Raw genomic sequence first — 23,934 nt, 5'->3', positions numbered from 1 at the left:
GAATCAAAATTTTCGGTCTTCTTGACAAGCCTTTTTAGTAGTCGATTTCCTCATCTCCGCTAAAGACCGATTTTTTTCGCTTCGGTGGTTTGGTTGTTGCGGGGAGTTTTTCTACTTTTTCCGTTTTTTTCTTTTCTGAATGCACAACAGTCGTTGTAGGAGCGTTTGATTTCGTTTCTACCACGTTCCAAGAAGAACCATGGTCATTACAAACGTCCTTAGGAGCTGTTTGTGGGATAAAATACTCTTCAAAGAGGTCGTGGCATTGGTTACTCGGGAGTTTGCCAGACATACGACAGACAGTCTTTTTCGTAACTTTTACCTCGGAAAGCCAAGGAAAGTCAGTATGAGGTTCTCGTTCAAGAGCCCTTGCCATAAACCTTCCCCAAACAGGGGCTGCCAATTTTCCGCCAGTCATCCCACGTCCGAGAGAGATGGTTCCCACATCATACCCGAACCAGACGGAAGTCACAAGCTCCGGTGTGTAACCCACAAACCATGCATCTCGAAAGTTGTTTGTCGTTCCTGTTTTTCCATAAGCTTTGCGGCCCAGTCCATAGGACAAAACCCCACGTCCCGTTCCTTCCTCCACCACGTCCTTCATCATAGAGGTGATGAGAAAGGCAGCTTCTTTGGAAATGATCTGTTTGCGTTCTACATCTTCGTAGTCTTTGCGAAAGTCTTTGATGACCTTTCCTGCATTGTCTTCAACATACAATACAGAGATAGGATTTACAGTTTTCCCGCCAGAGGCAAGGGCTGCATAAGCTCTTGTGAGTTCATAAGGTGTGAGTTCAAAAGATCCAAGGGAAACACTAAAGTTATAAGGAATGTCTCGACCAGTTAGCTGCAAAAGTCCTCGTAAACTATCCATTAGGTGGGAAAGTCCTACTTGTTCCAATACTCGAACGGCCACGGAGTTTTTGGATTGTTCCAATGCTTTTCGTAACAAAATAAAACCAGAATATTCGCTACTATAGTTTTCAGGTGCCCACTCATCCCCATCTTCCATCAAATATTGAAGAGGGGAATCCGCAAATAGAGTGGCCGGTGTTACATTTTTTTCTGGGTCCGGATTTTTGCCAGAGTAGTCCATGGCTGCTGCATAAAGAATGGGTTTAAAAGCAGAACCCGGTTGGCGAAAGGCTTGGAAGGGTCGGATCTGCTGGTTGTCCGAACGAAATCCGGAACCACCCACAAGGGCGGTGATATATCCGGTATCGGGCCGAATGGCAATCAGTGAACCTTCTACAGGAAGGAGATGGTCTTTTGTCGTTTGTGAAGTGTAGTTTTTATCGATCAAATCACCTAAAAAATCATCACCAGTTAATAAATTCAGAGCGGAGAATTCATCGCGTATGTCTTCTTGGTAAGCAGAAGAAAACGTACGTTCTGTCCTTGAAATATGAAATTTAAAATCAGGTAGGTCATATAAATCGGCAATTAAAGAATATCCACTTCCGTATAAATCATCAAAAGCATCGATGTTTCGGAAAGCTCTTTGGTTGGATTCTAATGTTTGTCTTTGTAAGGCAGGAAGAAGTGCTTTTTCTGCTTCCTCTTGGTGACGGATTTGGATTGTGGAATAAATTTTAAGTCCACCATTATACAAACGGCCAGAACCAATGGAACGAATTAAGTTTTTTCGTATGTACTCTGTTACATAAGGGAAACGATTCAGTCTATCGGAAAACGCAGAATCGTTTGGAGAACGATTGAGATTGGTATAATATTCTTCGAGGGCTGCGTATTCTTTTTCCGCATCGGCAACAGTCATCCTTCCATTTTCTACTAACTTACGGAAGACGACCCTTACTTTGTTTAAACTGGATACGGGATTCACAATGGGACTAAACTGTGTAGGCCTTGTGGTGAGACTTGCAAGAATAGCTGCCTCTCCCCAACTTATATCTTGGACTTCCTTTCGAAAATAAAACCTGGAAGCAGCACCAACGCCAATCGTTCCGTGCCCCAGAGGAATTTCGTTTAAATAAACTTCTAGAATTTTGTCTTTAGGATAAACTAATTCTAGTAAGATGGCGAGCCAAGCTTCGCGAGCTTTTCTTGCAATGGATCTTTCAATGGATAAAAATTTGAGTCGTGCTACTTGTTGTGTGATGGTGGAAGCACCTTCTTTCACTCGCCCAGCCATGATGTTGACTACAAAGGCACGAGCAATCCCTTTTAAATCGATCCCATTATGAGAATAAAAAGAGTTATCTTCGGTGGATAAAAAACATTGAATGACCTTGTTTCTGTTATCTGGAGAGAGTGGAGTGCCTTCTGGTTTGAGTTGTTCTAAACGAACAGGGATACGGGAAAACTTATAATATTCTGCAATGGGTTCGTAATCCCCTTTGTCACCAATTCCATACAAAGTGGAAGGAATGTCATAAACCGCAGCTTCCTTCAAACGAAAGAAGTCTTTGATGGACCCGGTGAGTAAAAAAACATTCAAGGCGCCAAAAGCAACGATTGCTATGGCAGTGTTTTTTAATTTTTTGTCTCCAGTCCAGATTCGTTCTGTGACAATCCGAAACCAAATGATAAAATACTTTTCAAAGAGCCCAACGGGTTCTTGTTTCATACATTTCCCTTAACTTTAAATCCACATCAAACGAGTGGAGAAAATTCCTTCATATGGTCGACTCCGTGGTAACGGAGACCAGTATCCAAATTATATCCACCGAGAGATTCCAGAATTTTCGATCTGCTTTCCGGAGAAAAACTATATTCGTAGGCTCTCGTTAAAATTTCTTTGCTAGCTTGGCTTGCTTGGTTCAAAAGTTCAATAAACGAATCGTTGAACTTTCTTTTTGGATCGGCCGGATAGAACCATTCCCTCTTTTCATCGTTCATAATCTTGGGATTGATGGTTTCAAGTGTGGGTAACATCAATACACTGGCATTGTATTTATGAAAGGTCAGTGTATCCACTACACTCACTAGGCCTCGCATCAGGGCACTTCTCGAATCCAAGGTGGATGTAAATCGGTAAAAACCTAAATAGGATTCATTGAGGATATCACCCGGAATGATTTTTTTTTCGGAGCCTAGGTAAGAAGAGGCAAACTCTGTCGGATATGTTTCTTTGATGGATTGTAACCAAAAATTCCAAAGTACCGGATCCATTTTGTTTTTAATTCCAACGGTTCTGTGGCGGATATCAATGTATTGGGGGAAGTCATATTCTTTGGCACTCATTCCCCACCTGTGGTTGATGAGAAGGGTATCCAGTCCAAACTCCACCTTCATATGGTTTACCTGAGCTTGGTAAGAAATTTTTTTATCGTTATTATAATAATCCCCGGAGATATAAAAGATATAAGGATGGGTTTGGATGTCTACCACGCAGTGACAAATGTATCCTAAAGTAAACGCAAGAAACCGGTCACGGTAAAGTCCCATCTCTGTATCATGAACCTGATCCAAAAAACTAAGGATGAGTTCTGCCACACGGTGGTGGTGTGCCAGGTCACCAAAGAATGCCGCTTTTTTTGTTCGTTTGGGTTGTAACACGTGATAGAAGTAAAAAATGTCGGGAGCAACTGCACCTAGGTTGGCATAGGAGGCAACATCTGGGCGCGAGAGTAGAGCGGCGATACGACGTTGGGTCGCATTTCCATGTTCCAAATGTTTTTTCACTTGGGAGAGAGCTTCGATATGTGTAATCTTTCCTGCCATTTTCTACTTTTTTGACTTTATGGAATGGAACCTATTGAAAGGTTTATCTTAAATCCTATGACATCAATCGAAAAACTAAAGTTTTTAAAAGAAGACCAAGTAAGGTCTTTAGCAAAAGAATTCGGTACACCCATCTTTGTCTATTCCGAGAAAGAAATTGAACAAAAATGTGACGATACCTTGGCATTTCCTAATGCTTTCGGATTACAAGTCCGTTACGCCATGAAGGCAAATCCCAATTCCAATATCCTTCAAATTATGAAAAAGAAAGGCATTCTCATTGATGCTTCTTCGGAACACGAAGTAGTACGTGCCCTTCACTTTGGATTCAAACCAGAATCCATCATGCTTACCTCACAAGAACTTCCTAAGGCTTTCGAAGAACTCATTAACAAAGGAGTGAAGTTCAATGCCTGTTCCCTTCGTCAATTAGAAGCCTTTGGAAAGGCATTTCCAGGGAAGGCCGTTTCCATTCGTTTCAATCCAGGACTTGGCTCTGGACATACAAAAAAAACGGATGTCGGAGGGGTCACTTCTTCCTTTGGGGTTTGGCATGAAAAATTGCCTGAAGTGAAAGCCATAGTCGAAAAATACAAAATCATAGTCGAAAAAGTCCACACTCATATTGGTTCCGGAAGTGATCCTGAGGTTTGGAAAGCAGTCGCAAAGTATACCTTGGAATATGCAGAAGCTTTTCCAACGGTAACCGTAGTCAGTCTCGGTGGTGGTTATAAAGTAGGTCGTATGGAAGATGAAAAATCAACCGACTTACAAAAGATTGGTGCTCCCGTAAAACCGCAATTTGAAGAATTTGCTGCAAAACATGGAAGAAAACTCATTTTAGAAATCGAGCCAGGTACCTACTTGATCGCACTTTGTGGGGCACTTCTCACCACAGTAGATGATTTGGTAGACACAGGTCCTAAAGGATTTCGATTTATGAAACTGGATGCAGGTATGGATTCAAACACCAGACCTTCGTTATACGGTGCAAGACATCCTCTTGTCACAGTGAAAAAAGAGGGTGGGGCTCCAAAATCAAACGAAGAATATGTGGTTGTGGGGCATTGTTGTGAGTCAGGGGATGTGTTCACTCAAAAAGAAGGGGGAGAACCGATCACTCGTCTTATGGGAGAAGCAGAAGTTGGTGACTATGTAGTGATGGAAGCGGTAGGTGCTTATTGTGCTGGAATGTCCACAAAGAACTACAATAGTTTTCCTGAGACCGCGGAAGTTTTACTTCGTAATAACGGAGAAGGAAAATTGATTCGTAAAAGAGAACCAGTTTTGGAAATCTTTAGAAACGAAATCCTCGTTGTCGAATGAACAATTTGTATGTTGTCCTACTGGCAGGTGGGACAGGAACTCGTATGGGAACAGAAGTTCCCAAACAGTTTTTGAAAGTGAGAGGTGAGTCCCTGCTTCGACATTCGGTCAAACGGTTTCGAAAATTTGGACTTACAAAATCGATTACGATTGTATCCCATCCTGATTGGATTTTAGAAACAGAAAAAGAACTGGATGATTTGTTGGAAGCGAATGATCGGATCGTTCCCGGAGGGGAGAGTCGTCATCTGTCTACGTTATGTGGATTGGAATCAATTTCTTACGATACAAAGGATATTTTTTTCATCCATGATGTGGCACGTCCTAATTTTAAACAAAAAGAACTCTATCAGTTAGTGGAACAAACTAGGATTTTTGGTACTGCCACCATTGTAGGAAAATCTACGGAGAGTTTGGTGCGGGTTCGTATACACCAAAACTATACAGAAGAACCATTAAAACGAGACGAAGTGTATGCCGTAAAAACCCCACAAACGATTGCCGGTTTTATGATTAAAGAACTTTTGTTAGAGGGACTTTCTTCTGATATAAGGCAACACCCGACAGACCTTTGTACTTGGATGGGGAAAAGAAAAGTGGGAATTGTGGAGACAGACCACCATAACATCAAAGTCACAAGTCCCGGTGATGCAGAACTTGCAGACTCCTTGTTTTGGGAAGAACTACCGCCCGTGGAATAATTTAAAACGTTGTTTCCAAATCCAAATTCGAAATAGGTTTTTGTTTTCGATAGAATCAATTTGAATTCCAAATCCACTTGGTTTTCCATACTTCCCTTGTGGGTTCGACCAACGTACCACTCCACCTACGGAAATATCTCCAGATCTAGTTTGAATTTTTACGTTACAAATTTGGTCTTGGTCTAGAACCGAACTGGTTTCAATATACAATCCTTCCATAGAAACGTTAAGTAAGGTTCCTTGGCTGATTTTGTTGTCCTTTCCTGAAAAGTTTACCGGGTTGGAGACTGGATATCTTGGTGCAAATACCCTTGCCAAAAAAGTTTCGTAGATTTGTTTCTCTTCTCTTTGGTTGATTAAAAAAGATAGTTGTACACCTGCAATTTCTGATCCGTCACTTTCTTTATCGATACGAACAATCTTTGCTTGGACAGAGATGGATACAGGTTCTCTATTTTCTTTTTCCAATTTTAAGAGTAGGTTGATGGGATCTCCCACTTTTAAAAAGTGATGTTCCGTCATGGGAATGAGGATTCCGTTACGAGAAATATTGATGGTTTGGCCATCACCTTCACGTTCTCCATCAGCATTGGTCCAATGGAAGGGGATGGGATGGGTTTCGCGGTATTTCGTTCTCCAACCCCGACGTTTTCCACTCAAGTAAGGTGCCGCAATTTCTCTACGTAAAAAATAAAAAACAATCCCGAGTAAAACTGTGGTGATCACCATATTCCAGATTACGTCGGATGTATGAATGCGAATCCCAGCTAGGAAAATCTTCTTACCAAGTGTGAGAGAAAATACCATCCAAACATTGTAAGTGAGGATGAGAAAACTAAAACATAAGAACAAATAGTATCCAAATTTCTTTTTGGAGATGAGGCCATAGGCAATGATGGCACTGAACCCAGAGAGTACGTACTGCCATGGTTGGATTCTGGAAAGGATCATACTAAAGTGATCCAGATCCAAATCGTATAAAGCGGCGATCGCAAAGAAATTGAGGAATGGCACCGCAAAAAAACCGAGAGTCACCAATAGAACAGGGATGGGGTAGTTGAAGAACCGCAAAGTCACCCGCAAATCAAATTCGATTTTAGGGTTTTAGTCAACTTATTTTTAGAATGTAAAGTTTCGGAGGTTTCCGAGTTTTTTCACTCGGCCTTCTCCTCTGTTCCTGTCGAATCTTGTGTTTTCTCCTCATCGGTTGTGACGGTTTCTGTGGTAAGAGGCGCCTTCTGTAAAGAAGGCATTAGGTTGATCAGCGTATGTAACTCTAGTTGTCTTTCTGTGATTTGATCTTCGATAGATGTTAGGCGGTTGATGATACTATGGAGGATGACGGAAAGAAATCCTGGGCTTTCATGACCCATCGCCAAAAAGATTTCTTTTGTAATAATTCCTACTTTTGTATCTTCGGCAGAGGCAAGAACAGTTGCAGCTCTCGGTGAAGGAAATACGAGTGCCATCTCTCCAAAGAATTCCCCCGGTTTGATATCGCGAACATATTGATCTTCGCCGTTAGCCTTTCGTTTGAAAACTTGGAGTTGGCCGGCAAATACAAAGAACATCTTACCATTACAATCTTCGCCTTCTGAAAAAACCTTGGTTCCTTCGGCAAAGTGGTCGATTCGGACTTCGGTGATGTACTTTCGCAAATGGTCGATACTCATTTTTCTTCTTCCTTTTTGATTTCTTCTAACATTTTGTCCAGTTCGGTGAGCCTTGCCTCTGCTCTATGAAGTTTTTCGACAGTACTTTTGGTCAGTTGCAATAGAAAATGAGTATTGATCCGAGCCAATTTTTCGAACTGATCATCTCGAAGGATTCCGACCCGTGCATTGGCGGAAACTACGCTTATGGTCATAGCCCTCGGCCTTCTTGTGAGAAGCGAAAGTTCCCCGAAAAATTCGCCAGGCCCTAAACCTTTTATGACTTCTTGAGCTCCATCTGGCATTCGTTTGGTGACGGCAAACATTCCACTCATGATACAATACATACTTCCATCATGTGGATCTCCTTCACGAAAGATCACATCTCCTCGCAAATACACTTGCGTAGAGATATTTTGCATAAATTCCAAAATGTTCATCGGGGTTGTCCTATTGGTATCTGACATGAGAATAAAATTTCAAAACAAAGGCAAGTGAATCATAAAAACTCAGTAGACAGATTTCCCTAGTACAAAAACCTGCTTATACAACCACAATGCGGGCGTGGCGAAATTGGCAGACGCACCAGATTTAGGTTCTGGCGCCGAGAGGCGTGGGGGTTCAAGTCCCTCCGCCCGCATAACAACCTTTCTTAAAAGAATCATAACATTCAAATTTTTACAAAGATTTAGGGACTTGAATCAGTTCCCTTTAGGCTACATGACTTGCGAACCATAGGGAGCAATCCTTTCATAGAGCATACTCGGATGACATACAACGAAGGGAACCCTGCCTCGAAACATAGCAGACACACGAAGTGTTTTTAGCGAAAGAGGTCAAGTCCCAGAGTAACCTCATCTCAATAGAAAATATCTATGGAATCGCCGATTGGATTCAGTCTCAAGTTTCTAACTAACCATTAATATCAACCTTCAATATCACATTCAGTTAAGTCACAGAAGAATCCATTCGTGACTAACGAAATTCCACTCTATACCCTTTTTCCATTTTTGTTTTCTTCTTCCATGTTCCTTTTTTTGCCAGATATCACTTGCATTTTGTTTTTTTAAGGAATGAATATCGGATATTACTAGTTCTAAAATATAGAATTGGTGATTACAAATTGAATTAGTTTGTAGTCAACGCGGAGGACTTACATTCTATGAAACTGATCCTTCTTTTTATCGTAAACCTTCTCTTTATTCTCAATTGTCAGACCGAAAAGGAAAAGTGTCTGGAAGATGATCCTATCGCCAATCAATGTAGTAAATCCATGTTATCCGTATTAGTTGTAGATGAAAGTTGTTTGAGGTCAAATGGTTGTGAAGATACAACTCGTAGACAAAATATATTCTTAGTATCCTGTCTCACTTTAGAGAAACAAAAGAAGAAATGTGACAAGCCGTTTTATGAAAAATAATTCAGTTCTACGCGGAAGGTAGATACAAATTTATAAATTCTAAAATCTCATTCTTACCTCCGAAAGGAATGTATATCTTGACGTACTAAAAAATTTTCTAAATACAATTTGCAATCGGAAAGATACAGGTATCTTGTACGAACTTTCCAGAAATAGGTTCCTGAGTTTAGCGATTGTAAGTCGATTGAACATTCAGTTCCATTACAATCAGAAGTTTTTTCAATGGTTTCAAAGTTTTGACTCTTAGAAAAATCGATTCGATAGTTTTGAAATTTGCCTGGATATTCTTCTTGGTTGTAAGAGTTTGTCCCATTGCCTTTCTCTTTTGGTGGATCCCCAGGATTTGGACAAGTGGCATTCCCGTTGGGAATTTCTGCGGACACGGGGCTACTTTCATTATTTTTTCCGATAAACTTAAATTTAAAAGTAAATTCGTTTCCAGTAACTTCGATATCCTTCGGTTCTAGTTGGATGATTTGATCATGAGCTAAACTAAGTAAAAACAAAATGTCACGAAAGTCCGATCTACCTTGGGGATGAGATGTATTGAGTAGAGCAAGGGTTGGTAATATGAGAATGTATATTTTCTTTTGAATTGATTTTTGGAAAATGGTTCCGAATTTACGAAAAATTAAAATACTGAGAAGTGTAAGTGGCAGTAATATCAAATCAGATTTGTCTGCTAAATTCATGGATTCATTAGAATTGATAAACGAATAAAAGTTGTTGTTCGATTCTTGAGATAAGTTGATCCAAATGAAAATAATGTTTGTTAGGAGAATTGAGAACCAGAAAAAAAAGATTGGCTTTGTTTTTTTTGAAAAAAGAGACAAAATTCCTGTTAGGATGAGAGGTGTGAAGATAAGGCCAATGATATCTGAAATTTTTCCTGTGACCCATCCAGGATATATCAATTTGAGAAAGGAATCATTGGCGATCCAAAGAAAACTAAGGAATAAGATCGGTAGGTAGATTATTTTTTCTTTAATCATTAAAAATTTCCGTAAAAAGGTTTCTCAAATTCGAAAAAAAGTGCCACTTTGAATGTACAGTTTAACAATCGATTTATGGCGATATGGGCTACCATTTCTGAAACCGCCTGTGTTGTGTTCTTCGGGGATGTGGGACAGGGAATTGCCAGAATACTTCGTAGACAAGCACTTACAGCTCTTTTTTCGTAATAGATACTTTTGTTTTGGTAGTCAGGGTTTGGATCCTCATCGTTTCCAAGTTCTGAATATAAATAAGATTGGAATCCTTCGAATTGACAACTTAAGGTTTTGATTGCTGTGTAGGCCGCAATTTTGTCCTCCGTTTCTTTTTTTGATATCGTTAGTTCTCTGTTTGGATTGTCAATCGGGGGTCTGCACGCGAAAAGACAAACTAACGATGTTAAAACGATACGAATAGGAAGTGTCATTTTTATTCTTCTATTTGCTACTAGTTAGAATTTTTGAACTTCGGTCTAGGAATATTTTGGATTGTAAGATGAATTTTTGTTTACAATCACCTAACGGGAATCTGTGGGTTTTTCCCTTCCTCGCAGTATCTGTGTCAGTTGGATATAAGTCCTCGGAATAAACAGGAAAGGGTTCAAAAGTCGGTTCTAGTTTATGGAAACTATACCAATTCTGTTTCATTAGCAATGATCACAGTCCCAACTTTTGTGGATCTTTGTTGGATGGATTCAGACTGTCTTTGCGCAATGATGAAATGGTTTTACTCAGACTTTGTCATTTGGTTCTAGGAAGTGAAGTTCAATTGATTGTTTTAGGGAAAGATATATTTGGCATATTTTACTTGTTTTCGTTTCAGTTTTGTGTCCTTATATTCGTGTTTTAGGGGAAAATATGAGAAAGGTCATTTGGGTTTTTGTATTATTGATAGTAGGTTTGAGCCTCTTTAGTTGTAAAAAAGAAACGGAATCGACACAGGCAGAAAGTGATTCGGAGAAAGTAGGTAAGGGAATGAAGAATGCAGTCTCAATCGTGGAGATTCCTGTTTCGAATATGGAACGAGCCATCAAGTTTTATCAGACGATACTAAATGTTTCTATAGAAAAAATGAATATGGAAGATACTGAGCTTGGGGTCATTCCTGCTTCAGAAAATTCTGTGAACGTCGTTTTAGTTAAGGGAAAGGATTACGTTCCTACGAAAAATGGAGTCGTTATTTATTTAAACCTAGGAGATGATTTACAGCCGGCTTTAGACAAAGTGGAGAAAAACGGTGGGAAAATCCTTCTTACAAAAACGTTGATTAGTCCTGAGATGGGATATTATGCTTATATTTCTGATTCAGAAGGGAATAAGATTGGGATGCATTCTGCAAAGTAAAGTATGAATCTTCCGCCAGCGATTGTAGCGGAAATCCTTTTGCATAGCAAAAGATTGGAGCGTAAAGCGCGGTCACGTAACTCGGTGGATTTTGATCCACCGAACGATGACGAGGCGGCCAAATGAAAAAATTAATCTATCTCCCGTTAAATCATCCCAAAAAACTTTTTGGTTTGGGAAACGATAGCCCATAAATAATTCCTGGTTTTCGTTTTCCATAACGCAATGGTATTCCCCAAGGAAGTCCCTGCTGGAGGAGAAAGTGTTTGGCTTGTCACTCCGCTTCCATTTAAGTTTTGGCTTGTTGGTAAACCTCCGCGCACACTATGAAAAGTATAAACTCGATTGGTGGTCAATGGTTCTGAGATGATGATATCTTGAAGACCGTCTGCATTGGTGTCTTGGAACTTTAATCCTTGAGAGAATCCACGATTCACGAGTGAACCAGAAAAAAGGCTATCAGCAGATCCGCCCGCACTTAAGTTCATATTACGAAATCCTGAAATTTGATCATTTAACACTAAGTATGCGTCACCGATTCCGGAACTGGCACCTGGAGATCCGATTAAGAGATCGGGTAAGCCATCTCCATTGGTATCACCGGAAGCTACGGTTCCACCAAAGGAACAATTATTCGCATTACAACTTGTCGTTGGCGGTCCTACCAACGTAGCAACCGGTGTAGTATATGGATTGATTGGGTCGCAAGTGGAATGGTATACGAATACGATTCCTTGATTTGAATTGAAACTTGGTCCACCCACAGCAAGATCGATACAACGGTCAGAATTAAAATAATCCAAAGCAAAACTAGTTCCAAATTGGCACCCGGTACCTGCAGCGCAACCTGGTGAAGGTTCTATTGGAGCAACCAGGATTTGTTGCGGAGTCGTAGGTAAGGATCCTTGATTGGATATGAAGATATAAATCCGGCCAACGATCGTGGAATGCGTCGTAGCACTGACTACTAAATCTAAAAAACCATCTCCATTGATATCACCAGCTAAAGCAAAGGATCCGAAATTATCATCTGGGTTGGGAGGAGCCGGGTTTTTAAAAACAAAATTCGCTGAATTCGTGTTTAGTGATGAAAATCCGTTAGTACCTTGGCTATAGAAAATAAATAATTCATTTGCCCAAGGAGAAGCAAATACTGCGTCATCATAACCGTCATGATTGATATCGGCTCCGATGATATTCGTTCCAAATCTTCCACCACCTGTCACTCCATCAAGAATCGCATCGGCCGATCCGCCGGCATTTAGGTTTTGGGAAGGAACTCCTGACTGACCTTGGCTTAAAAATAAATAGGCTCTCCCTGCCGCAGCATTATATGCTTGCGCTCCAATTAAAATATCAGAGTACCCATCTCCATTAAAATCACCAGCACCAATTCGACTTCCAAAAAAATAGGAAGTGATTCCGTTTGTTAGAACTGTGTTAGGTGTCATTTCGAGTTGTTTCGTATTTGGATTTGGTGTGTAAACATAGCCATAACCTTGGGTACTATTGTTTGGACATGCCGATACAATCAAATCCGGATACCCATCCCCATTTGTATCATGATTGGTTCCCATTCGCACTTGGATGGTATTGGATCTTTCATAAGGCAAATGCGCATAGATAGTATGAAGGCTTCCATAGGTCCAAAATGTATTGGTAACGGCCTTTGCAGGCAGAGCATACCGCCAAGTTCCGTTGACTACTGGGACTTGGGTAGGCTGTGCATCATCAATTCCAACGTTTACGAAGGTTGGTCCAGGAGGAACCGTACCCACAACAAATCCTGTTTCCACAATCGAATGGTTGGTTAGGTTGGAAATGGTGACGGTGGATTCAGGGAGTAGGAGTAAATAGTAGGCAGGAGACCAACGTCTCAAAATGTCATTATCGGGGCAGATAAAATTGGATATCTTCATCAAACATTCAATTGGTGGGTGGGTGAGGGGATTGGACCAACAACCAATGAAACTGAAAATTACAACCAATGGCAAAAATCTAGGTGTTAGCTTCAGTTTTTGACGGAACGTTCTAAATACCATGGTTCTCAGAGTCTAACATTGTGTTGATGTTAGGTTTCGGGAATGGGAGTGCAATGATTTAATCTTATGAAAAAGTGAAAACAGAGAAAGGGGAATGGTTACCTGCTTTATACTGTGTTTGGATTTAAGGTTTTTGAAAGGATGTTTGAAAATGCTTAAAAATTGAACATTAAGATTTACTCGATCCGGTTTCCCAAAATTCGAACACTTCGTACAATTCCTTTTGCAAAAACTCTATTCTTCGACAGAATCATCCTGTATTTTTTTGTAATTGAGAAGCACCGATCCACTGGCAAAACTCTTAGTGGATTCGAGTTTTAAGGATTGTGTCGATTTTAGCCCACCAAACAAAGATTCACCTTTTCCTATTGCGATCGGATCGACCATTAGAGAATAATGGTCGAGAAGGCCTAAGTCCGAACATTGACGGACGACCTCTCCACTTCCTAGGATTGTGATACTCGTTCCTTTTTCTTTTAGCTGTAGTATCTGTTGCACCCAGTTAGGTTCCAAGGTATCCGTATGCTTCCATTTGGTATTTAGTTTTGAATGTGAAAGGACTAATTTTGGGGCATTTTGCATTTGTTTGGCGACCATAGGAAAGGTCTGAAAAGCACTTTCACTGGTCCAAAATGATTCCATCATTTGAAAGGTTCTTTTTCCAAAAAGTAAGGTGTTTCCTGAGTTTAGGTTATCTTCGGAAAACTTCGATTCCTCTGGGCCATGGGAATGCCAGGAGATGTCTTCGTTTTCACCTTTATAAAAACCATCGAGTGATAAAAATAAAAATGCAGATAACGTTCCTTTGGGTTTCATCGTTTTTTTCCTACTTAAGATCAGCATTGTCCGCAGGCTGCTCTAAAAATTCTATTTATGAAATTACATTTCGTCTATAAAAATTCACATAACAGTGATTTTCGGTTTTATTATTTTTTGTAAATATCTTGGATTTTTTGTGACAATCTTTGTGATAAAATAGAGTAAATAAAAAATAGAATTCAAAAAATATCTTTCCTTTTTAGATTTGTTGAGTCATCATCCTTGGCATGAGTTTTTTTGAAAGTTTGAAAGCCGTCGCAGCTCAGGCAGTAGAGCTAGTACAAAACAATCCACAAGTTGTATCTGGGATCCAAAAGATCATAGAGGAGAACGGTGGTGTGTCTGGAATTGTCCAAAAATTTAAGGATAAAGGATTTGTTGAGGCAGCATCCTCTTGGGTTGGAACTGGAGATAATGTAAATATTGGAGCGTCTGACGTGATCAAAGTTCTCGGAAGTGATTCGATCCAAGAACTTGCGAAAAAGGTGGGATTGGATTCTGAAGCGACCGCAGGTCTCATTGGAAATTTATTACCAGTGGTGATCGATAAACTTTCACCTGATGGAAAAGAACCTGGCGGTGACATCACTTCCCAGCTTTCCTCTTTGGCATCCTTATTTACAAAATAAAATCCTCCTATTGAATCTCAGGCCCACCTATGAAAAATTAGGTGGCATTTCTTTTGTATAGGCCTTACATTTTTTCTTGCCAAAATTTCTCCTAAAAACCAATCTTTCTTCCATGAAGAAACTGCTTTTAGTGATCCTTTCCTCTCTTGTCTTATTTCAGTGCAAAAAGACTCCTACCATTGAAGTGGGCAAAAATGCTTTTATTTCCGCCACTGTCCTTAATGCGAGAAAAACCCCCACATTGGATGGAGAGAAGGTTGGGAAACTGAAACTCGGTGATGAAGTCAGTGTTTTAGAAAAATCGGAATCAGAAACAGAAATCGATGGAATTTCCTCTTTCTGGTACCGTGTTAAGTCCAAGGACATCACTGGTTGGGTATTTGGTGGTTATTTGTCTATTAGCAAAGTTGAATCTAGGGATGCGATGATTGCTGCTGTCCAAGGAAACTTTGTGCTTTGTAAAGTTCCTGATAGGCAGGATTGTTCAAATACAATTGAATTTGATGGGGAAAGTTTTGTATATCGCGCTTATTTTGGTTATTCAGGAATTAGTGAAAAGTTAGAAGGTGTGTTTGATGTGTATTCCGACCATTTAGTATTGGATACAAAATCTAGACTTGTTCGACCTTCTATTTTCATTCAATACCCACAAACAGATGAAGAACGAACTGCTTATAATAACGCTTATTTTGGATATTCTGATTCTGATAGTCATTTGGTGGCGCTGAGCACCTACCCTGTGGAGGGAAAAGAAAATCTTTATTTTTATGTTTGTAACGACAAACTCTTGTTACTAAAAGAGAAAAAAGAAAAAGAATCTGCATGTGCAACAGAGTATGCCTATACTAAATCTTCTTACTCTTCTCCTTAAAGGATTCATTTCGAATCATTCCATTGGTTCGGTGTGTATGAGGATTTTTCCAATCTAATATCCGTTTCTTGGATTCGGCAGGAAGTTTGTTTATAAACTCCTGCCATTTCCCTTCTTCCAATACAGAATAAAAACCGGGTAGATACTGTATCTTTACATTATCTGGGAGATATTTTTTATAGTCCGCCCCAGACACTCCATATACAATTCGGTAAATGGGCCTACCTTTGTGTTTCTCTTCTGGTAAAAAATGGAAAGCGTCTCCTGCCTTATTGTAACAAATAAAATAGTCAAAACCTTGGTGTACGATAATCAAAGAGTCTTTTGGAAATTGAAACAAAGGAAGTAGAATCGAATAGAGTTTGTAATCTTGATTGTTAAAATCTTTTTCTTTGATCATTGTAAAATATTGATAGATCGCGATTAGCAAACAGAGGGAGGTGATCATCCATTTTGATTTAATTTGGGAGAGGAAAGGAAGTAATAAAAAAGTGGATGGGATAAAAATAAGTAAAAACAATCGAAATGGAAAACTAAAGGGTGTATAACTAAAAATAGGAAGTGAGAGTAGGAAAAAGAAAACAACCAATCTATCGTAAAACGATTTCTCCACAGGGGAGAGTTTTGTTCTTCGGATTAAATAAATCCAGGGCGAAAGAAAAAATAGAATTTGTTCCCATACAAATTCAGGAAGGATTTGGGAATACTTAAAAAACGGAGAAAGGAGCTGAAACTGTAATTCTTCAGAGAGAATCGTTTTTAAATCATTCCAGTGAATTAGATTTGGAAAAAGAAAGGTAAGTCCCACTAGGGTAAGTGGTAGTGCCAAAAGGAGAAGGGTTCTGTAGATTTTTGCAATTGGAATTTGTTTCCATATCCAAGGCAGCAGAAAACAGAAAGCTATCCCTGCTGTGATTTTATGACTGAAAAGCACTAATAAAAATATGATACAAATGCGTATGTAGTTTATTAGGTTGTCTTTATGTTCTGACTTTTCTAAAATCCAAAGTTCTGTTAAAAATAAGATAAAAAAAACAATCCCCCCTAAGTTTTTGATAAAGTTAAAACTAAAATGTGGCAAAAAAGAAGAAGAAACCAAAACCAGTCCAAGTAATACAGAAGTAGATTCTTTTTTAGAAAGGTGAAGTGTGAGTCGGTATCCAGATAAGAATAAAAAACCAACAAGTAGGGACACAAATACCTTATTTGTTACGACAATATTGGTTCCTAGTTTTGAAAAGTAAACTAGGCCATATAAAACAGGAGATACATCCGGACTAAAAAACCTACCTTTGGTAATGTAAGAATTTACTTGGGCGGCGTAGTAATAACCGTCAGCTCCATAAGCAAAGTTTGAGCTGAACTGTACGATCAATTGCAAACAAACAACAAGTAGGAAGATCCCAATAACAAATCCCTTTTTTTTAAAGTAGGTAATCATCGGAAGAACATAAGATGGGTTTGTCATTTTTTTCTGATTCTCGATAAACTAAAACATTCGAATATCCATTTTTGTTTGTTTGTTGGAAATATAATTTTTGTCGCCTCAGAGGTTTTGCTGTTTTGATTCGAAATGTCAGGTTTGTATCGGTGAGATCCCATTCCATAAGTAAGGGAAAAGGAAATGAATTTTGGATTCGTAAATCTTTTGTGGGAAACACAACGGAGGCATCGGTTCCGAGTGGTGTAAATCTTGTTTTTTCAGTATATAAGTCACGTGAGTGAGGGTATCGTTCTATGATGGTTAGTCCGAGTTCCAACGCGAGATAGTAGATGATCCCAGACAATTGACAAAGTCCGCCTGCAATCTCCGCTCCTACTTCTCCATTGCGGATCACACGTCCTTCTTGATATCCCTTTTGGAGAGTGGGATTTCCGATTTCATGCCAAAAGGAAAAGATTCTTCCTGGATTTAGGACACGACCATTTAAATTTGCGATCGCAATCCGAAGGTTTTGAAGTTTTCCTTCCTTAAGTGGGGAATCAAAAATAGGTAAACTAAGGGATGTTTCCTCTGTCCATAAAGCAATTGTATTTGGTTTTAGTCCGAAAAGAAAATACTTCCCATTGATTAGAGAAGTAAATATCCTTTTTAGTAATTTGATTTTAAGTTTAAATTGATAAATCAAAGTTAGGTGTTACGGTTTGGGTGTCAGGAAAATTTCGGTAAAACTTCGATCAGGATTCATAGTGTAGGATCCTTTGTACGAATGTGGTGGGTTCTTTCCCCAATCACTGGGTGCTAGAAGGGAAAAGTAAGAACCTGTTTCTTTTTCGTAAAGATGAATGGTCTGACCTGGTTTTTTTTCAAACTGACAACGAGCTTTATGAAGTTCTATATCTTTTTCTGCTTGTTCTAAGATTAGTTCTGCTTCTTCCTTAAGACGGCGGATTTGGTTGGCAATGACTTCTAATTTTCCATGTACATGAAGTTTAACTGACTCTTCAGCCAATTCAATTTCTTTTGCTCGGTCCACGAGACTGATCGCCGGAGCCAATCGGCTGGTTCCATAAGTGAGACTGTGGTGGGGAGTTTCCTCTGCTTCCATTCTAATGATTAGAGAATCTCTCTTAATTGATTTTGTAAATAATTTCTGATTTCTAATTGGGAAGAAATCAGAAAAAGGCTCCCCTAAAGAATCTTTAGGAAAGCCGAAGGCCAAGGTTTTTGACGATCTTTTTTTATGAAAGCGGTTGGTAACTCACAACCATAGCTTTGGATTTAATTTCCTTAGGCATGGAAGTTTTGGATAGGGCTTTAGAAAGAGAGGACTTATCTTTCGATTTTCCCATTTGCACCACAAAGAACCCATTTTTCACTACGATGAAGGTTTTCGCAGCCAACTTACCATGGTTATCTGATTTAAGTTGAGATAAAAATGTCTCAGCAGATTGTCTGCTCGTAAAAGCTGCCAATTGTAAGGTATATTGTTTTCCTTCAGACTTAGTTGTCGTAACAACTTGTGAATTTGTTTTTTGTGATTTATATGATTTTGACGTGGGAGCCAAATTTTTAAAACTTTCTACTTTGTTTGCAGAAACTTTTTTTTCTGTACGTTTTGTCAAATCTACAACTTGTTGTTTTTTCTCTTCTTCCTCATCTTTGGCAGTGGATGTTTCTACAAAGTAGGGATGATTACCCACATCGGCCATTGGAATTTCTTGAGATAGATTTGGTTGTTCTTTGGTTTTTGTCCCCTGAACAAGAGAAGAAGCAACATTTGTTCCTACCGTTGTATTTGCCGCATCCGGTGTGGCAGTAGTTGGTGCAGGGATCGATCCATCGGTCACTTCAGGAGCGACTGGACTTACTTCCAACTTCTTGTAAAGAGTTTGTGTTTCTTCTGCTTTTCCTTTTCCTACGGAAACGCCGAGAAAAAAAATCGAAAAGAACAGTGCAAAAAGAAAGAGGGATAAAACTCCAATTCTTTGTTTATCTAGGTTGATTACGTAAAATACTCTTTCTTTCATTTTTGAATCCTTTGTTTGATTTCTGAATAGATGATTTCGATTTGTTCTTTTAACTCTTCCCTTTGATTATCGTTCGTTACGACAAAATCAGAGAGAGACTTTTTTTTCGCCAATTCCATTTGGGCGAGGTTTCGTCTTTGGAAGTCTTCTTTTGTCATTCCACCTCGTCCCATAACTCGTTCGAAGGCGACCTCCGGGTTCACTGCTACGGTCACCGTAAAGTCGCAAAGGCTGTAGGCATCTGTTTCGAAGAGGAGAGGAACTTCCCAGGCGATGATACTTCCTGGTTCTCTGGAATTTAGAAATTCGAGAAAGGTTTTGCGAATTAAAGGGTGGAGAAGGTTGTTTAGGGCATTTAGCTTTGATTTGTCGGAAAAAGCAGATTCCGCAATTTTTGTTCTGGAAGGTGCACCTTCGGAATCTAGAATCGATTCGCCAAATATAGATACTAATTCTTTGATAACGGGACTGTTCGGTTCTGTGAAACTGCGAGCAATGGAGTCAGAACTAATCGTTTCGGCTCCTAATTCGCCAAACATAGCAAGCACAGTGGACTTTCCTGATCCAATGGATCCGGTAATTCCTATCAATGTTTTGTTGTTATGTTTTACGCTCACGGGTTTATAACATAAAAAACCCATGAAAGTACAAGTATTTTTTTATCCTAAATTGGAAAAAAAATACTAAAGTATTTGGAGATTATTTTTGAGAAGTTTGTAGGTTGTAAATCCAGTCTTGTACGAGTTTGGCGGACAATTTTGGATCTTCTATCATGGGAGCATGGCCCATATTCTCTAAAAGGACTGTTTCCAGTTTTGTTTTCATCTTCTTTTTTAAAACATCCATGACTGTGTAATGGATGACTTTGTCTTCTTTTCCCCAGATGACCAAGGTGGGAGATTGAATTTTTTCCAATTTGTTTTCTAAGAAATAACCTTCCCTTCGAATTTGTTTTAGGATGGATGCGTTCCAGTCTCTATTGGCAAAGGTTTTATTTGCAAAGTATGTTTTTAAGAAACTGGGGAGATAGGGTGGGTTCACAAAGGTAAAAGCAAGAAGTCTATCGAAGTCTTCAGGACTTGTGAGAAGAAGGGGGCTCGGTTTTCCGGACATCTCAATGGTTTGCATTTCACTCGGGGTAGGACTTTTGATTCCTGCGTTGTCAAACAAAATGAGTGATTTTACTTTCTCTGGGTATTTGGCGGCAAAGATACCAGCGATCCCCCCGCCCATAGAATTCCCAGCAATGTGAAAATTCTTTAACCCTAATGTTTCTGTGAATTGGTAAAGCCTGTCTGCCTGCGCCTCTTGGGTATAATTTGCACCTTCGGGTTTGTCTGATTCTCCAAAACCCGGTAGGTCGGGAGAAAAAACTCGGATTCCTTCGGGAAGGTGTCTAAAAAACCGAGTCCAATGGTCTTTATCTCCACCAAATCCATGTACTGCGATAAGGATTTCTCTATCACCAGGTTTTTCTGTATACTTCCACTGAAGACCGTCGACTAAAATCGATTTTGTTTCTAAATCTGATCTGTATCGTTCTAAACTAATTCCTGTTTTGTGGAGGGTGGATGCACATTGAACAAAGAGGAGTGCAGATAGGATCGTAGTGGTTAAAAGTTTCCCATGGGTATTCATAGTGTCCTCACAAAAAATATAAAGGTTCGTTGACAGCGGGATGTGGAAAAATACTTTGGTTGTAACCGAAGGCCCTGTAGCTCAGTCGGTAGAGCAGAGGACTGAAAATCCTCGTGTCGGCAGTTCGATTCTGTCCGGGGCCACGGTTGCCTAATTTCCAGCCTTCCTTTCTTCTCCCATAGTCCAAAGACCTAAAAATTCGTTCTCTTCTACCTTTTTACAAAGTTCTGGTTTATAAAGTTTTTTTACCGGCGGTTTGGGATAGATGTGGATCTCGTCATTGTCTGGGATAAAGGTAAGCATACGTAAGATCGTATCTTGGCCTTCAATTTCATACATAGTGTAAGACATACCTTTGGAAGGGATGATTTGAGATGTTTCCAGATACTTGCGTGTGTTTTCTGACATAGTATAGACCTTGTTTCTCTTTCTTCTATTGGCAACCAAAAACTAAAAAAATTAGGATTTCCTTTTTTTTAAGAATAACTTGGAAAACTGTATGAGTTTCTCTTTGATTTTGGGAGAAAAACCTACAGATACATTGAGTCGAAAGTGGTTGTCCCAATGTTTGGATAAACCAAAAAGAGAACCAGGGGCAATGGCCATCCCTATTTTTTTGGATTCATAAAGTAGTTTGTCACCATCTAACGGTGATTTGATCCATAATACAAAACCACCATCTGGTTTTTGTATCTGAAGAATTCCCTCACTATAAAATGACAAAAGTTCTATGTATTCGTCTATGAGGTTTTTATATTCAGTGCGTAGGAATTTAAGATGTCTTTCGTAGGTTTGTAGTTTTAAGAATTCATAAACGGCCACCTGCGCCGGATTGTTTTCCGATATTTTATAGGCTCTTGTTCTTTTACTTAAATCTCTAATTCCATTTTTGGAGCTGACCCAACCGACACGGATTCCTGGAGCAATTGTTTTTGAAAATGAAGAACATAGAAAAGATTTGGGACCACGCGGATCTTCCGGAAAATAACTAACTAAAGCCCTTGGTCTCGTTCCGTAAAAATACAAATCTCCATAAATATCATCTTCCACTAAATGAATCCCGTATAAATACGAAATTTTTGCCAAACTTTGTTTGGAAGTTTCGCTCATCAAAACTCCATTCGGATTGTTGAAGTTAGCTGAGAATAAAAATACTTTTGGTTTATGACGTTTGATTAGTTTTTCATATTCATCGGATGAAATTCCTTCGTTCTTTCTATAGGGTATTTCTACGACTTTTAGTTTCAGTGTTTCTAAAATTTGAAATAGTCCAACGTAAATAGGGGAAGGGACAATCACTGTATCCCCTGGTTCTGTTGTCGAAAGTAAAGAAAATGTGATCGCTTCTGTACAACCGCTTGTGATCTGAATCTCTTCTGCATTCACTCTGTATCCTTGGATCGAAGTACGTTTGCTAATCCATTCGCGTAACCCTCGGTGTCCTTGTAGGTCTCCATAAGAAAAAATTTCTTTATGTTGGAGTGCTTTTTTGAATGAGGAGACAAGTCCGCCAAGAGGAAGATAAAAATCAGAAGGAATGGCCGCACCAAAAGAGATTAGTTTTGGATCCATTACGGTTCGCATGATTTGTTGGATTCTGTCATCTGCTTCAACTGCTGGGTAAAATTCATTCTTTGGCCCCGAAATGACTGAACTTATGTTTGGATGAACAAAGTATCCTGACTGGGGAATTACAAAAATATATCCTTCTTCTTCTAAGATCCGATAGGCTTCTTTTGCTGTGGTGAGGCTACAGGATTTTAAATTTTGGATTTCACGAAGAGAAGGAATTCTTTCTTTTTCTGAATAATATCCCGATTGGATTTCTAGTTTTAGATCTTCAGCTAATTGTTTGTATTTAGTCATTTTTTTAACTGTATATGGATAGATTCAGTCAACTGTATATGGACAGTTCTACCCATTTTTGTTATTCTATAATTATGGAAACGGAAATACCAACTATTTTTTCAGCGAAACGAACTTCTTTTGTTCGAACTTCTGTTATCCGCGAAATTCTGAAGTTAACTGTTGAAAATTCGGATATCCTTTCCTTTGCCGGTGGACTGCCAAATCCACATTTACTTTCAAAAGATATTTTAGGTTCTGTAATGGAGGCGACCATTAGAGAGAATATTGCCACAGCCCTTCAATACGGAGATTCCTCTGGATACTTACCACTGCGAAAACAAATTATAGAAGAGTTAACGGATGTTCCTTGGAACTCTCCTGATTCGATTATCATCACTCATGGATCCCAACAAGGTTTGGATATTTTGGGAAAGATGTTTATGGATTCGGACACCAATGTATTAATAGAAGATCCCGTATATCTAGGGGCTTTACAGGCATTTTCTCCTTACCATCCTCAGTTTTTTAGTGTCCCGATGGAAACGGATGGTCCTAACCTTTTTTGGTTGGAAGAAATTTTATCTCAAAACAAAATTCATGTTTTTTATGCAAATCCGTCTTACCAAAATCCATCTACTTATACTTGGTCTCTGGAAAAACGAAAACAAATTGCCTCTCTCCTGGATGAAAAAGAAATCATCCTCATCGAAGATGAGGCCTATCGGTATTTAGATTTTGAAGGAAATGTATATCCTTCTGTTAGTTCCTTACGTAAGAGAAATGATTTAACATTTGTTTTGGGAAGTTTTTCGAAAATCCTTTCTCCTGGTTTTCGATTGGGTTGGACTGTGGTTCCGGAAGTTTATCGTTCACTCTTCACCGCAATCAAACAAGGAAATGATTTGAATTCTAACCAATTCTCACAAGTGATTGTCTCCAAACTTTTGGATGAGATGGATTTTAAAGATCATCTGCGTTCCATTCAAAGATTCTATTCGGAAAAAAAAGAGATATTGGTTTCTCTTATGAAGAACTTTCTTCCTGAAGCCAAGTTTTCCTTACCAAAAGGTGGAATGTTTCTTTGGGTTGAGTATCCTAAAGTTTCTGAGAAAGAATTGATGAAACAATGTCTGACGAGTGGGGTGGCGATGGTTCCTGGCAGTGAATTTTCTCCCGTGAAGAGAACTTCATCAAACTTTCGAATGAATTTTAGTTTTCTTGGGGATGTTGAAATGGAAGAGGGTGTGAAACGAATCGCAAAAGTCTATCGAGACATAAATACATGACATACGTTTAGTATTTTTTGGTTGACAATACTACTCGTTTGTTTACTTATTAGGTATGAAGCCTGCAGTCACGAAAGCTTTGTATCCTAAATTTTCGATTCTGAGCCTGGAAGAAAAATTGGAAATTCTAAAAGAAGATCCAACCTTTCGCCTTCTCGTTGACCAGATGTATCAAAACTATAAGGAAAATCGATCCACGGTCATTCTTTGA

General features: G+C 39.2%; 25 protein-coding genes and 2 tRNA genes. 10 read left to right on the top strand and 17 right to left on the bottom strand.

The features are described 5' to 3' along the window. Nucleotides 1–34 precede the first annotated feature (34 nt). Both EHQ49_RS15665 and EHQ49_RS15660 read right to left on the bottom strand, forming a co-directional pair. Nucleotides 35–2,587 (bottom strand): penicillin-binding protein 1A, encoded by a 2,553-nt coding sequence (locus EHQ49_RS15665; RefSeq protein WP_135580568.1) that lies wholly within the window; start codon nucleotides 2,585–2,587, stop codon nucleotides 35–37. Between the two features lie 26 nt (nucleotides 2,588–2,613). Beyond that, nucleotides 2,614–3,684 carry a zinc dependent phospholipase C family protein gene (locus tag EHQ49_RS15660; RefSeq protein ID WP_135580567.1) on the bottom strand — a complete coding sequence of 357 codons (1,071 nt, stop codon included), beginning with the start codon at nucleotides 3,682–3,684 and terminating at the stop codon, nucleotides 2,614–2,616. A 57-nt stretch (nucleotides 3,685–3,741) separates the two neighbouring features. Between EHQ49_RS15660 and EHQ49_RS15655 the strand changes: the two genes are divergently transcribed. Together EHQ49_RS15655 and EHQ49_RS15650 are read left to right on the top strand one after the other, a co-directional pair. After that, on the top strand, nucleotides 3,742–5,010 hold the full coding sequence (locus tag EHQ49_RS15655; protein ID WP_135580766.1) for a diaminopimelate decarboxylase: 1,269 nt from the start codon (nucleotides 3,742–3,744) through the stop codon (nucleotides 5,008–5,010). Beyond that, entirely contained in the window at nucleotides 5,007–5,711 is a 705-nt protein-coding gene (locus EHQ49_RS15650; RefSeq protein ID WP_135580566.1) for a 2-C-methyl-D-erythritol 4-phosphate cytidylyltransferase, read from the top strand. The genes EHQ49_RS15655 and EHQ49_RS15650 overlap by 4 nt, the downstream gene beginning before the upstream one ends. On the opposite strand, the gene EHQ49_RS15645 is transcribed toward EHQ49_RS15650, so the two are convergent. The 3 genes from EHQ49_RS15645 to EHQ49_RS15635 form a co-directional block, all read right to left on the bottom strand. After that, on the bottom strand, nucleotides 5,694–6,788 hold the full coding sequence (locus EHQ49_RS15645) for a PilZ domain-containing protein (RefSeq protein ID WP_135580565.1): 1,095 nt from the start codon (nucleotides 6,786–6,788) through the stop codon (nucleotides 5,694–5,696). The genes EHQ49_RS15650 and EHQ49_RS15645 overlap by 18 nt on opposite strands. 77 nt (nucleotides 6,789–6,865) lie before the next feature. Then, nucleotides 6,866–7,384, bottom strand: a complete 519-nt coding sequence (locus tag EHQ49_RS15640; RefSeq protein ID WP_135580564.1) for a Crp/Fnr family transcriptional regulator — start codon at nucleotides 7,382–7,384, stop codon at nucleotides 6,866–6,868. Next, a complete protein-coding gene (locus tag EHQ49_RS15635; RefSeq protein ID WP_135580563.1) occupies nucleotides 7,381–7,803 on the bottom strand; it encodes a cyclic nucleotide-binding domain-containing protein in 423 nt (140 codons plus the stop codon). The genes EHQ49_RS15640 and EHQ49_RS15635 overlap by 4 nt, the downstream gene beginning before the upstream one ends. 118 nt (nucleotides 7,804–7,921) lie before the next feature. On the opposite strand from EHQ49_RS15635, the gene EHQ49_RS15630 reads away from it, so the two are divergent. Together EHQ49_RS15630 and EHQ49_RS15625 are read left to right on the top strand one after the other, a co-directional pair. Further along, a tRNA-Leu gene (locus EHQ49_RS15630) sits at nucleotides 7,922–8,003 on the top strand. Nucleotides 8,004–8,525: 522 nt separating this feature from the next. Beyond that, the gene (locus EHQ49_RS15625; RefSeq protein ID WP_135580562.1) at nucleotides 8,526–8,783 is read left to right on the top strand and encodes a hypothetical protein; all 258 of its coding nucleotides are present in this window, start codon (nucleotides 8,526–8,528) and stop codon (nucleotides 8,781–8,783) included. 53 nt (nucleotides 8,784–8,836) lie between these two features. Here EHQ49_RS15625 and EHQ49_RS15620 read toward each other — a convergent pair whose 3' ends face one another. Beyond that, nucleotides 8,837–9,775, bottom strand: coding sequence for a hypothetical protein (locus tag EHQ49_RS15620; RefSeq protein WP_135580561.1), 939 nt, complete (start codon nucleotides 9,773–9,775; stop codon nucleotides 8,837–8,839). Then, on the bottom strand, nucleotides 9,775–10,203 hold the full coding sequence (locus EHQ49_RS15615; protein WP_135580560.1) for a hypothetical protein: 429 nt from the start codon (nucleotides 10,201–10,203) through the stop codon (nucleotides 9,775–9,777). Before EHQ49_RS15615 ends, EHQ49_RS15620 begins: the two co-directional genes overlap by 1 nt. 430 nt (nucleotides 10,204–10,633) lie before the next feature. Here EHQ49_RS15615 and EHQ49_RS15610 point away from each other — a divergent pair, with 430 nt between their 5' ends. Further along, nucleotides 10,634–11,119 (top strand): VOC family protein, encoded by a 486-nt coding sequence (locus tag EHQ49_RS15610; protein ID WP_135580559.1) that lies wholly within the window; start codon nucleotides 10,634–10,636, stop codon nucleotides 11,117–11,119. A gap of 146 nt (nucleotides 11,120–11,265) precedes the next feature. Here the strand turns inward: EHQ49_RS15610 and EHQ49_RS15605 are convergent, their stop codons facing one another. Both EHQ49_RS15605 and EHQ49_RS15600 read right to left on the bottom strand, forming a co-directional pair. Next, on the bottom strand, nucleotides 11,266–13,038 hold the full coding sequence (locus EHQ49_RS15605) for an FG-GAP-like repeat-containing protein (RefSeq protein WP_244241513.1): 1,773 nt from the start codon (nucleotides 13,036–13,038) through the stop codon (nucleotides 11,266–11,268). A 357-nt stretch (nucleotides 13,039–13,395) separates the two neighbouring features. Next, a complete protein-coding gene (locus EHQ49_RS15600; protein ID WP_167483016.1) occupies nucleotides 13,396–13,977 on the bottom strand; it encodes a dihydrofolate reductase family protein in 582 nt (193 codons plus the stop codon). 230 nt (nucleotides 13,978–14,207) lie between these two features. Here EHQ49_RS15600 and EHQ49_RS15595 point away from each other — a divergent pair, with 230 nt between their 5' ends. Both EHQ49_RS15595 and EHQ49_RS15590 read left to right on the top strand, forming a co-directional pair. Continuing rightward, nucleotides 14,208–14,609: a YidB family protein gene (locus EHQ49_RS15595; protein ID WP_135580556.1), complete on the top strand. Its 402-nt coding sequence runs from the start codon at nucleotides 14,208–14,210 to the stop codon at nucleotides 14,607–14,609. 112 nt (nucleotides 14,610–14,721) lie between these two features. Further along, nucleotides 14,722–15,480, top strand: a complete 759-nt coding sequence (locus EHQ49_RS15590) for an SH3 domain-containing protein (RefSeq protein WP_135580555.1) — start codon at nucleotides 14,722–14,724, stop codon at nucleotides 15,478–15,480. Here EHQ49_RS15590 and EHQ49_RS15585 read toward each other — a convergent pair. The 6 genes from EHQ49_RS15585 to EHQ49_RS15560 all read right to left on the bottom strand — a co-directional run bounded on the left by EHQ49_RS15585 (nucleotide 15,455) and on the right by EHQ49_RS15560 (nucleotide 20,589). Continuing rightward, entirely contained in the window at nucleotides 15,455–16,948 is a 1,494-nt protein-coding gene (locus tag EHQ49_RS15585; protein WP_135580554.1) for a hypothetical protein, read from the bottom strand. The two genes, EHQ49_RS15590 and EHQ49_RS15585, sit on opposite strands and share 26 nt — an antisense overlap. Then, complete coding sequence (locus tag EHQ49_RS15580; protein ID WP_135580553.1) at nucleotides 16,905–17,609, bottom strand: VanW family protein; 705 nt, start codon at nucleotides 17,607–17,609, stop codon at nucleotides 16,905–16,907. Before EHQ49_RS15580 ends, EHQ49_RS15585 begins: the two co-directional genes overlap by 44 nt. Before the next feature lie 9 nt (nucleotides 17,610–17,618). Beyond that, complete coding sequence (locus tag EHQ49_RS15575) at nucleotides 17,619–18,029, bottom strand: DUF2452 domain-containing protein (protein WP_135580552.1); 411 nt, start codon at nucleotides 18,027–18,029, stop codon at nucleotides 17,619–17,621. A gap of 133 nt (nucleotides 18,030–18,162) precedes the next feature. Beyond that, nucleotides 18,163–18,951 (bottom strand): SPOR domain-containing protein, encoded by a 789-nt coding sequence (locus tag EHQ49_RS15570; protein WP_135580551.1) that lies wholly within the window; start codon nucleotides 18,949–18,951, stop codon nucleotides 18,163–18,165. Further along, nucleotides 18,948–19,592, bottom strand: coding sequence for a dephospho-CoA kinase (gene coaE, locus EHQ49_RS15565; protein WP_208732226.1), 645 nt, complete (start codon nucleotides 19,590–19,592; stop codon nucleotides 18,948–18,950). Before coaE ends, EHQ49_RS15570 begins: the two co-directional genes overlap by 4 nt. Nucleotides 19,593–19,650: 58 nt before the next feature. Continuing rightward, nucleotides 19,651–20,589: an alpha/beta fold hydrolase gene (locus tag EHQ49_RS15560; protein WP_135580550.1), complete on the bottom strand. Its 939-nt coding sequence runs from the start codon at nucleotides 20,587–20,589 to the stop codon at nucleotides 19,651–19,653. Nucleotides 20,590–20,659: 70 nt separating this feature from the next. Between EHQ49_RS15560 and EHQ49_RS15555 the strand changes: the two genes are divergently transcribed. Next, a tRNA-Phe gene (locus tag EHQ49_RS15555) sits at nucleotides 20,660–20,732 on the top strand. A 7-nt stretch (nucleotides 20,733–20,739) separates the two neighbouring features. Here EHQ49_RS15555 and EHQ49_RS15550 read toward each other — a convergent pair. Then, nucleotides 20,740–20,997 (bottom strand): hypothetical protein, encoded by a 258-nt coding sequence (locus EHQ49_RS15550; RefSeq protein ID WP_039937811.1) that lies wholly within the window; start codon nucleotides 20,995–20,997, stop codon nucleotides 20,740–20,742. 51 nt (nucleotides 20,998–21,048) lie between these two features. Further along, the gene (locus tag EHQ49_RS15545; RefSeq protein ID WP_135580549.1) at nucleotides 21,049–22,455 is read right to left on the bottom strand and encodes an aminotransferase-like domain-containing protein; all 1,407 of its coding nucleotides are present in this window, start codon (nucleotides 22,453–22,455) and stop codon (nucleotides 21,049–21,051) included. Nucleotides 22,456–22,529: 74 nt separating this feature from the next. Here EHQ49_RS15545 and EHQ49_RS15540 point away from each other — a divergent pair, with 74 nt between their 5' ends. Further along, on the top strand, nucleotides 22,530–23,723 hold the full coding sequence (locus EHQ49_RS15540; protein WP_135580548.1) for an aminotransferase-like domain-containing protein: 1,194 nt from the start codon (nucleotides 22,530–22,532) through the stop codon (nucleotides 23,721–23,723). 55 nt (nucleotides 23,724–23,778) lie between these two features. Next, on the top strand, nucleotides 23,779–23,934 hold the full coding sequence (locus EHQ49_RS18740; protein WP_167483015.1) for a hypothetical protein: 156 nt from the start codon (nucleotides 23,779–23,781) through the stop codon (nucleotides 23,932–23,934).

The organism is Leptospira perdikensis (assembly GCF_004769575.1).
Classification (GTDB): Bacteria; Spirochaetota; Leptospiria; order Leptospirales; family Leptospiraceae; genus Leptospira_A; species Leptospira_A perdikensis.
This window is presented reverse-complemented; position numbering and strand designations above follow the sequence as displayed.

What these genes read in the sequence shown, in the direction of transcription:
- EHQ49_RS15610 (WP_135580559.1), top strand. Translation starts at nt 10,634, where the DNA reads ATGAGAAAGGTCATTTGGGTTTTTGTATTATTGATAGTAGGTTTGAGC.
- EHQ49_RS15625 (WP_135580562.1), top strand. Translation starts at nt 8,526, where the DNA reads ATGAAACTGATCCTTCTTTTTATCGTAAACCTTCTCTTTATTCTCAAT.
- EHQ49_RS15615 (WP_135580560.1), bottom strand. Translation starts at nt 10,203, where the DNA reads ATGACACTTCCTATTCGTATCGTTTTAACATCGTTAGTTTGTCTTTTC.
- EHQ49_RS15600 (WP_167483016.1), bottom strand. Translation starts at nt 13,977, where the DNA reads ATGAAACCCAAAGGAACGTTATCTGCATTTTTATTTTTATCACTCGAT.
- EHQ49_RS15590 (WP_135580555.1), top strand. Translation starts at nt 14,722, where the DNA reads ATGAAGAAACTGCTTTTAGTGATCCTTTCCTCTCTTGTCTTATTTCAG.
- EHQ49_RS15540 (WP_135580548.1), top strand. Translation starts at nt 22,530, where the DNA reads ATGGAAACGGAAATACCAACTATTTTTTCAGCGAAACGAACTTCTTTT.
- EHQ49_RS15570 (WP_135580551.1), bottom strand. Translation starts at nt 18,951, where the DNA reads ATGAAAGAAAGAGTATTTTACGTAATCAACCTAGATAAACAAAGAATT.
- EHQ49_RS15665 (WP_135580568.1), bottom strand. Translation starts at nt 2,587, where the DNA reads ATGAAACAAGAACCCGTTGGGCTCTTTGAAAAGTATTTTATCATTTGG.
- EHQ49_RS15640 (WP_135580564.1), bottom strand. Translation starts at nt 7,384, where the DNA reads ATGAGTATCGACCATTTGCGAAAGTACATCACCGAAGTCCGAATCGAC.
- EHQ49_RS15650 (WP_135580566.1), top strand. Translation starts at nt 5,007, where the DNA reads ATGAACAATTTGTATGTTGTCCTACTGGCAGGTGGGACAGGAACTCGT.
- EHQ49_RS15655 (WP_135580766.1), top strand. Translation starts at nt 3,742, where the DNA reads ATGACATCAATCGAAAAACTAAAGTTTTTAAAAGAAGACCAAGTAAGG.
- EHQ49_RS15595 (WP_135580556.1), top strand. Translation starts at nt 14,208, where the DNA reads ATGAGTTTTTTTGAAAGTTTGAAAGCCGTCGCAGCTCAGGCAGTAGAG.
- EHQ49_RS15560 (WP_135580550.1), bottom strand. Translation starts at nt 20,589, where the DNA reads ATGAATACCCATGGGAAACTTTTAACCACTACGATCCTATCTGCACTC.
- EHQ49_RS15605 (WP_244241513.1), bottom strand. Translation starts at nt 13,038, where the DNA reads ATGAAGATATCCAATTTTATCTGCCCCGATAATGACATTTTGAGACGT.
- EHQ49_RS15620 (WP_135580561.1), bottom strand. Translation starts at nt 9,775, where the DNA reads ATGATTAAAGAAAAAATAATCTACCTACCGATCTTATTCCTTAGTTTT.
- EHQ49_RS15575 (WP_135580552.1), bottom strand. Translation starts at nt 18,029, where the DNA reads ATGGAAGCAGAGGAAACTCCCCACCACAGTCTCACTTATGGAACCAGC.
- EHQ49_RS15585 (WP_135580554.1), bottom strand. Translation starts at nt 16,948, where the DNA reads ATGACAAACCCATCTTATGTTCTTCCGATGATTACCTACTTTAAAAAA.
- EHQ49_RS15545 (WP_135580549.1), bottom strand. Translation starts at nt 22,455, where the DNA reads ATGACTAAATACAAACAATTAGCTGAAGATCTAAAACTAGAAATCCAA.
- EHQ49_RS15635 (WP_135580563.1), bottom strand. Translation starts at nt 7,803, where the DNA reads ATGAACATTTTGGAATTTATGCAAAATATCTCTACGCAAGTGTATTTG.
- coaE (WP_208732226.1), bottom strand. Translation starts at nt 19,592, where the DNA reads ATGGGTTTTTTATGTTATAAACCCGTGAGCGTAAAACATAACAACAAA.
- EHQ49_RS15550 (WP_039937811.1), bottom strand. Translation starts at nt 20,997, where the DNA reads ATGTCAGAAAACACACGCAAGTATCTGGAAACATCTCAAATCATCCCT.
- EHQ49_RS18740 (WP_167483015.1), top strand. Translation starts at nt 23,779, where the DNA reads ATGAAGCCTGCAGTCACGAAAGCTTTGTATCCTAAATTTTCGATTCTG.
- EHQ49_RS15660 (WP_135580567.1), bottom strand. Translation starts at nt 3,684, where the DNA reads ATGGCAGGAAAGATTACACATATCGAAGCTCTCTCCCAAGTGAAAAAA.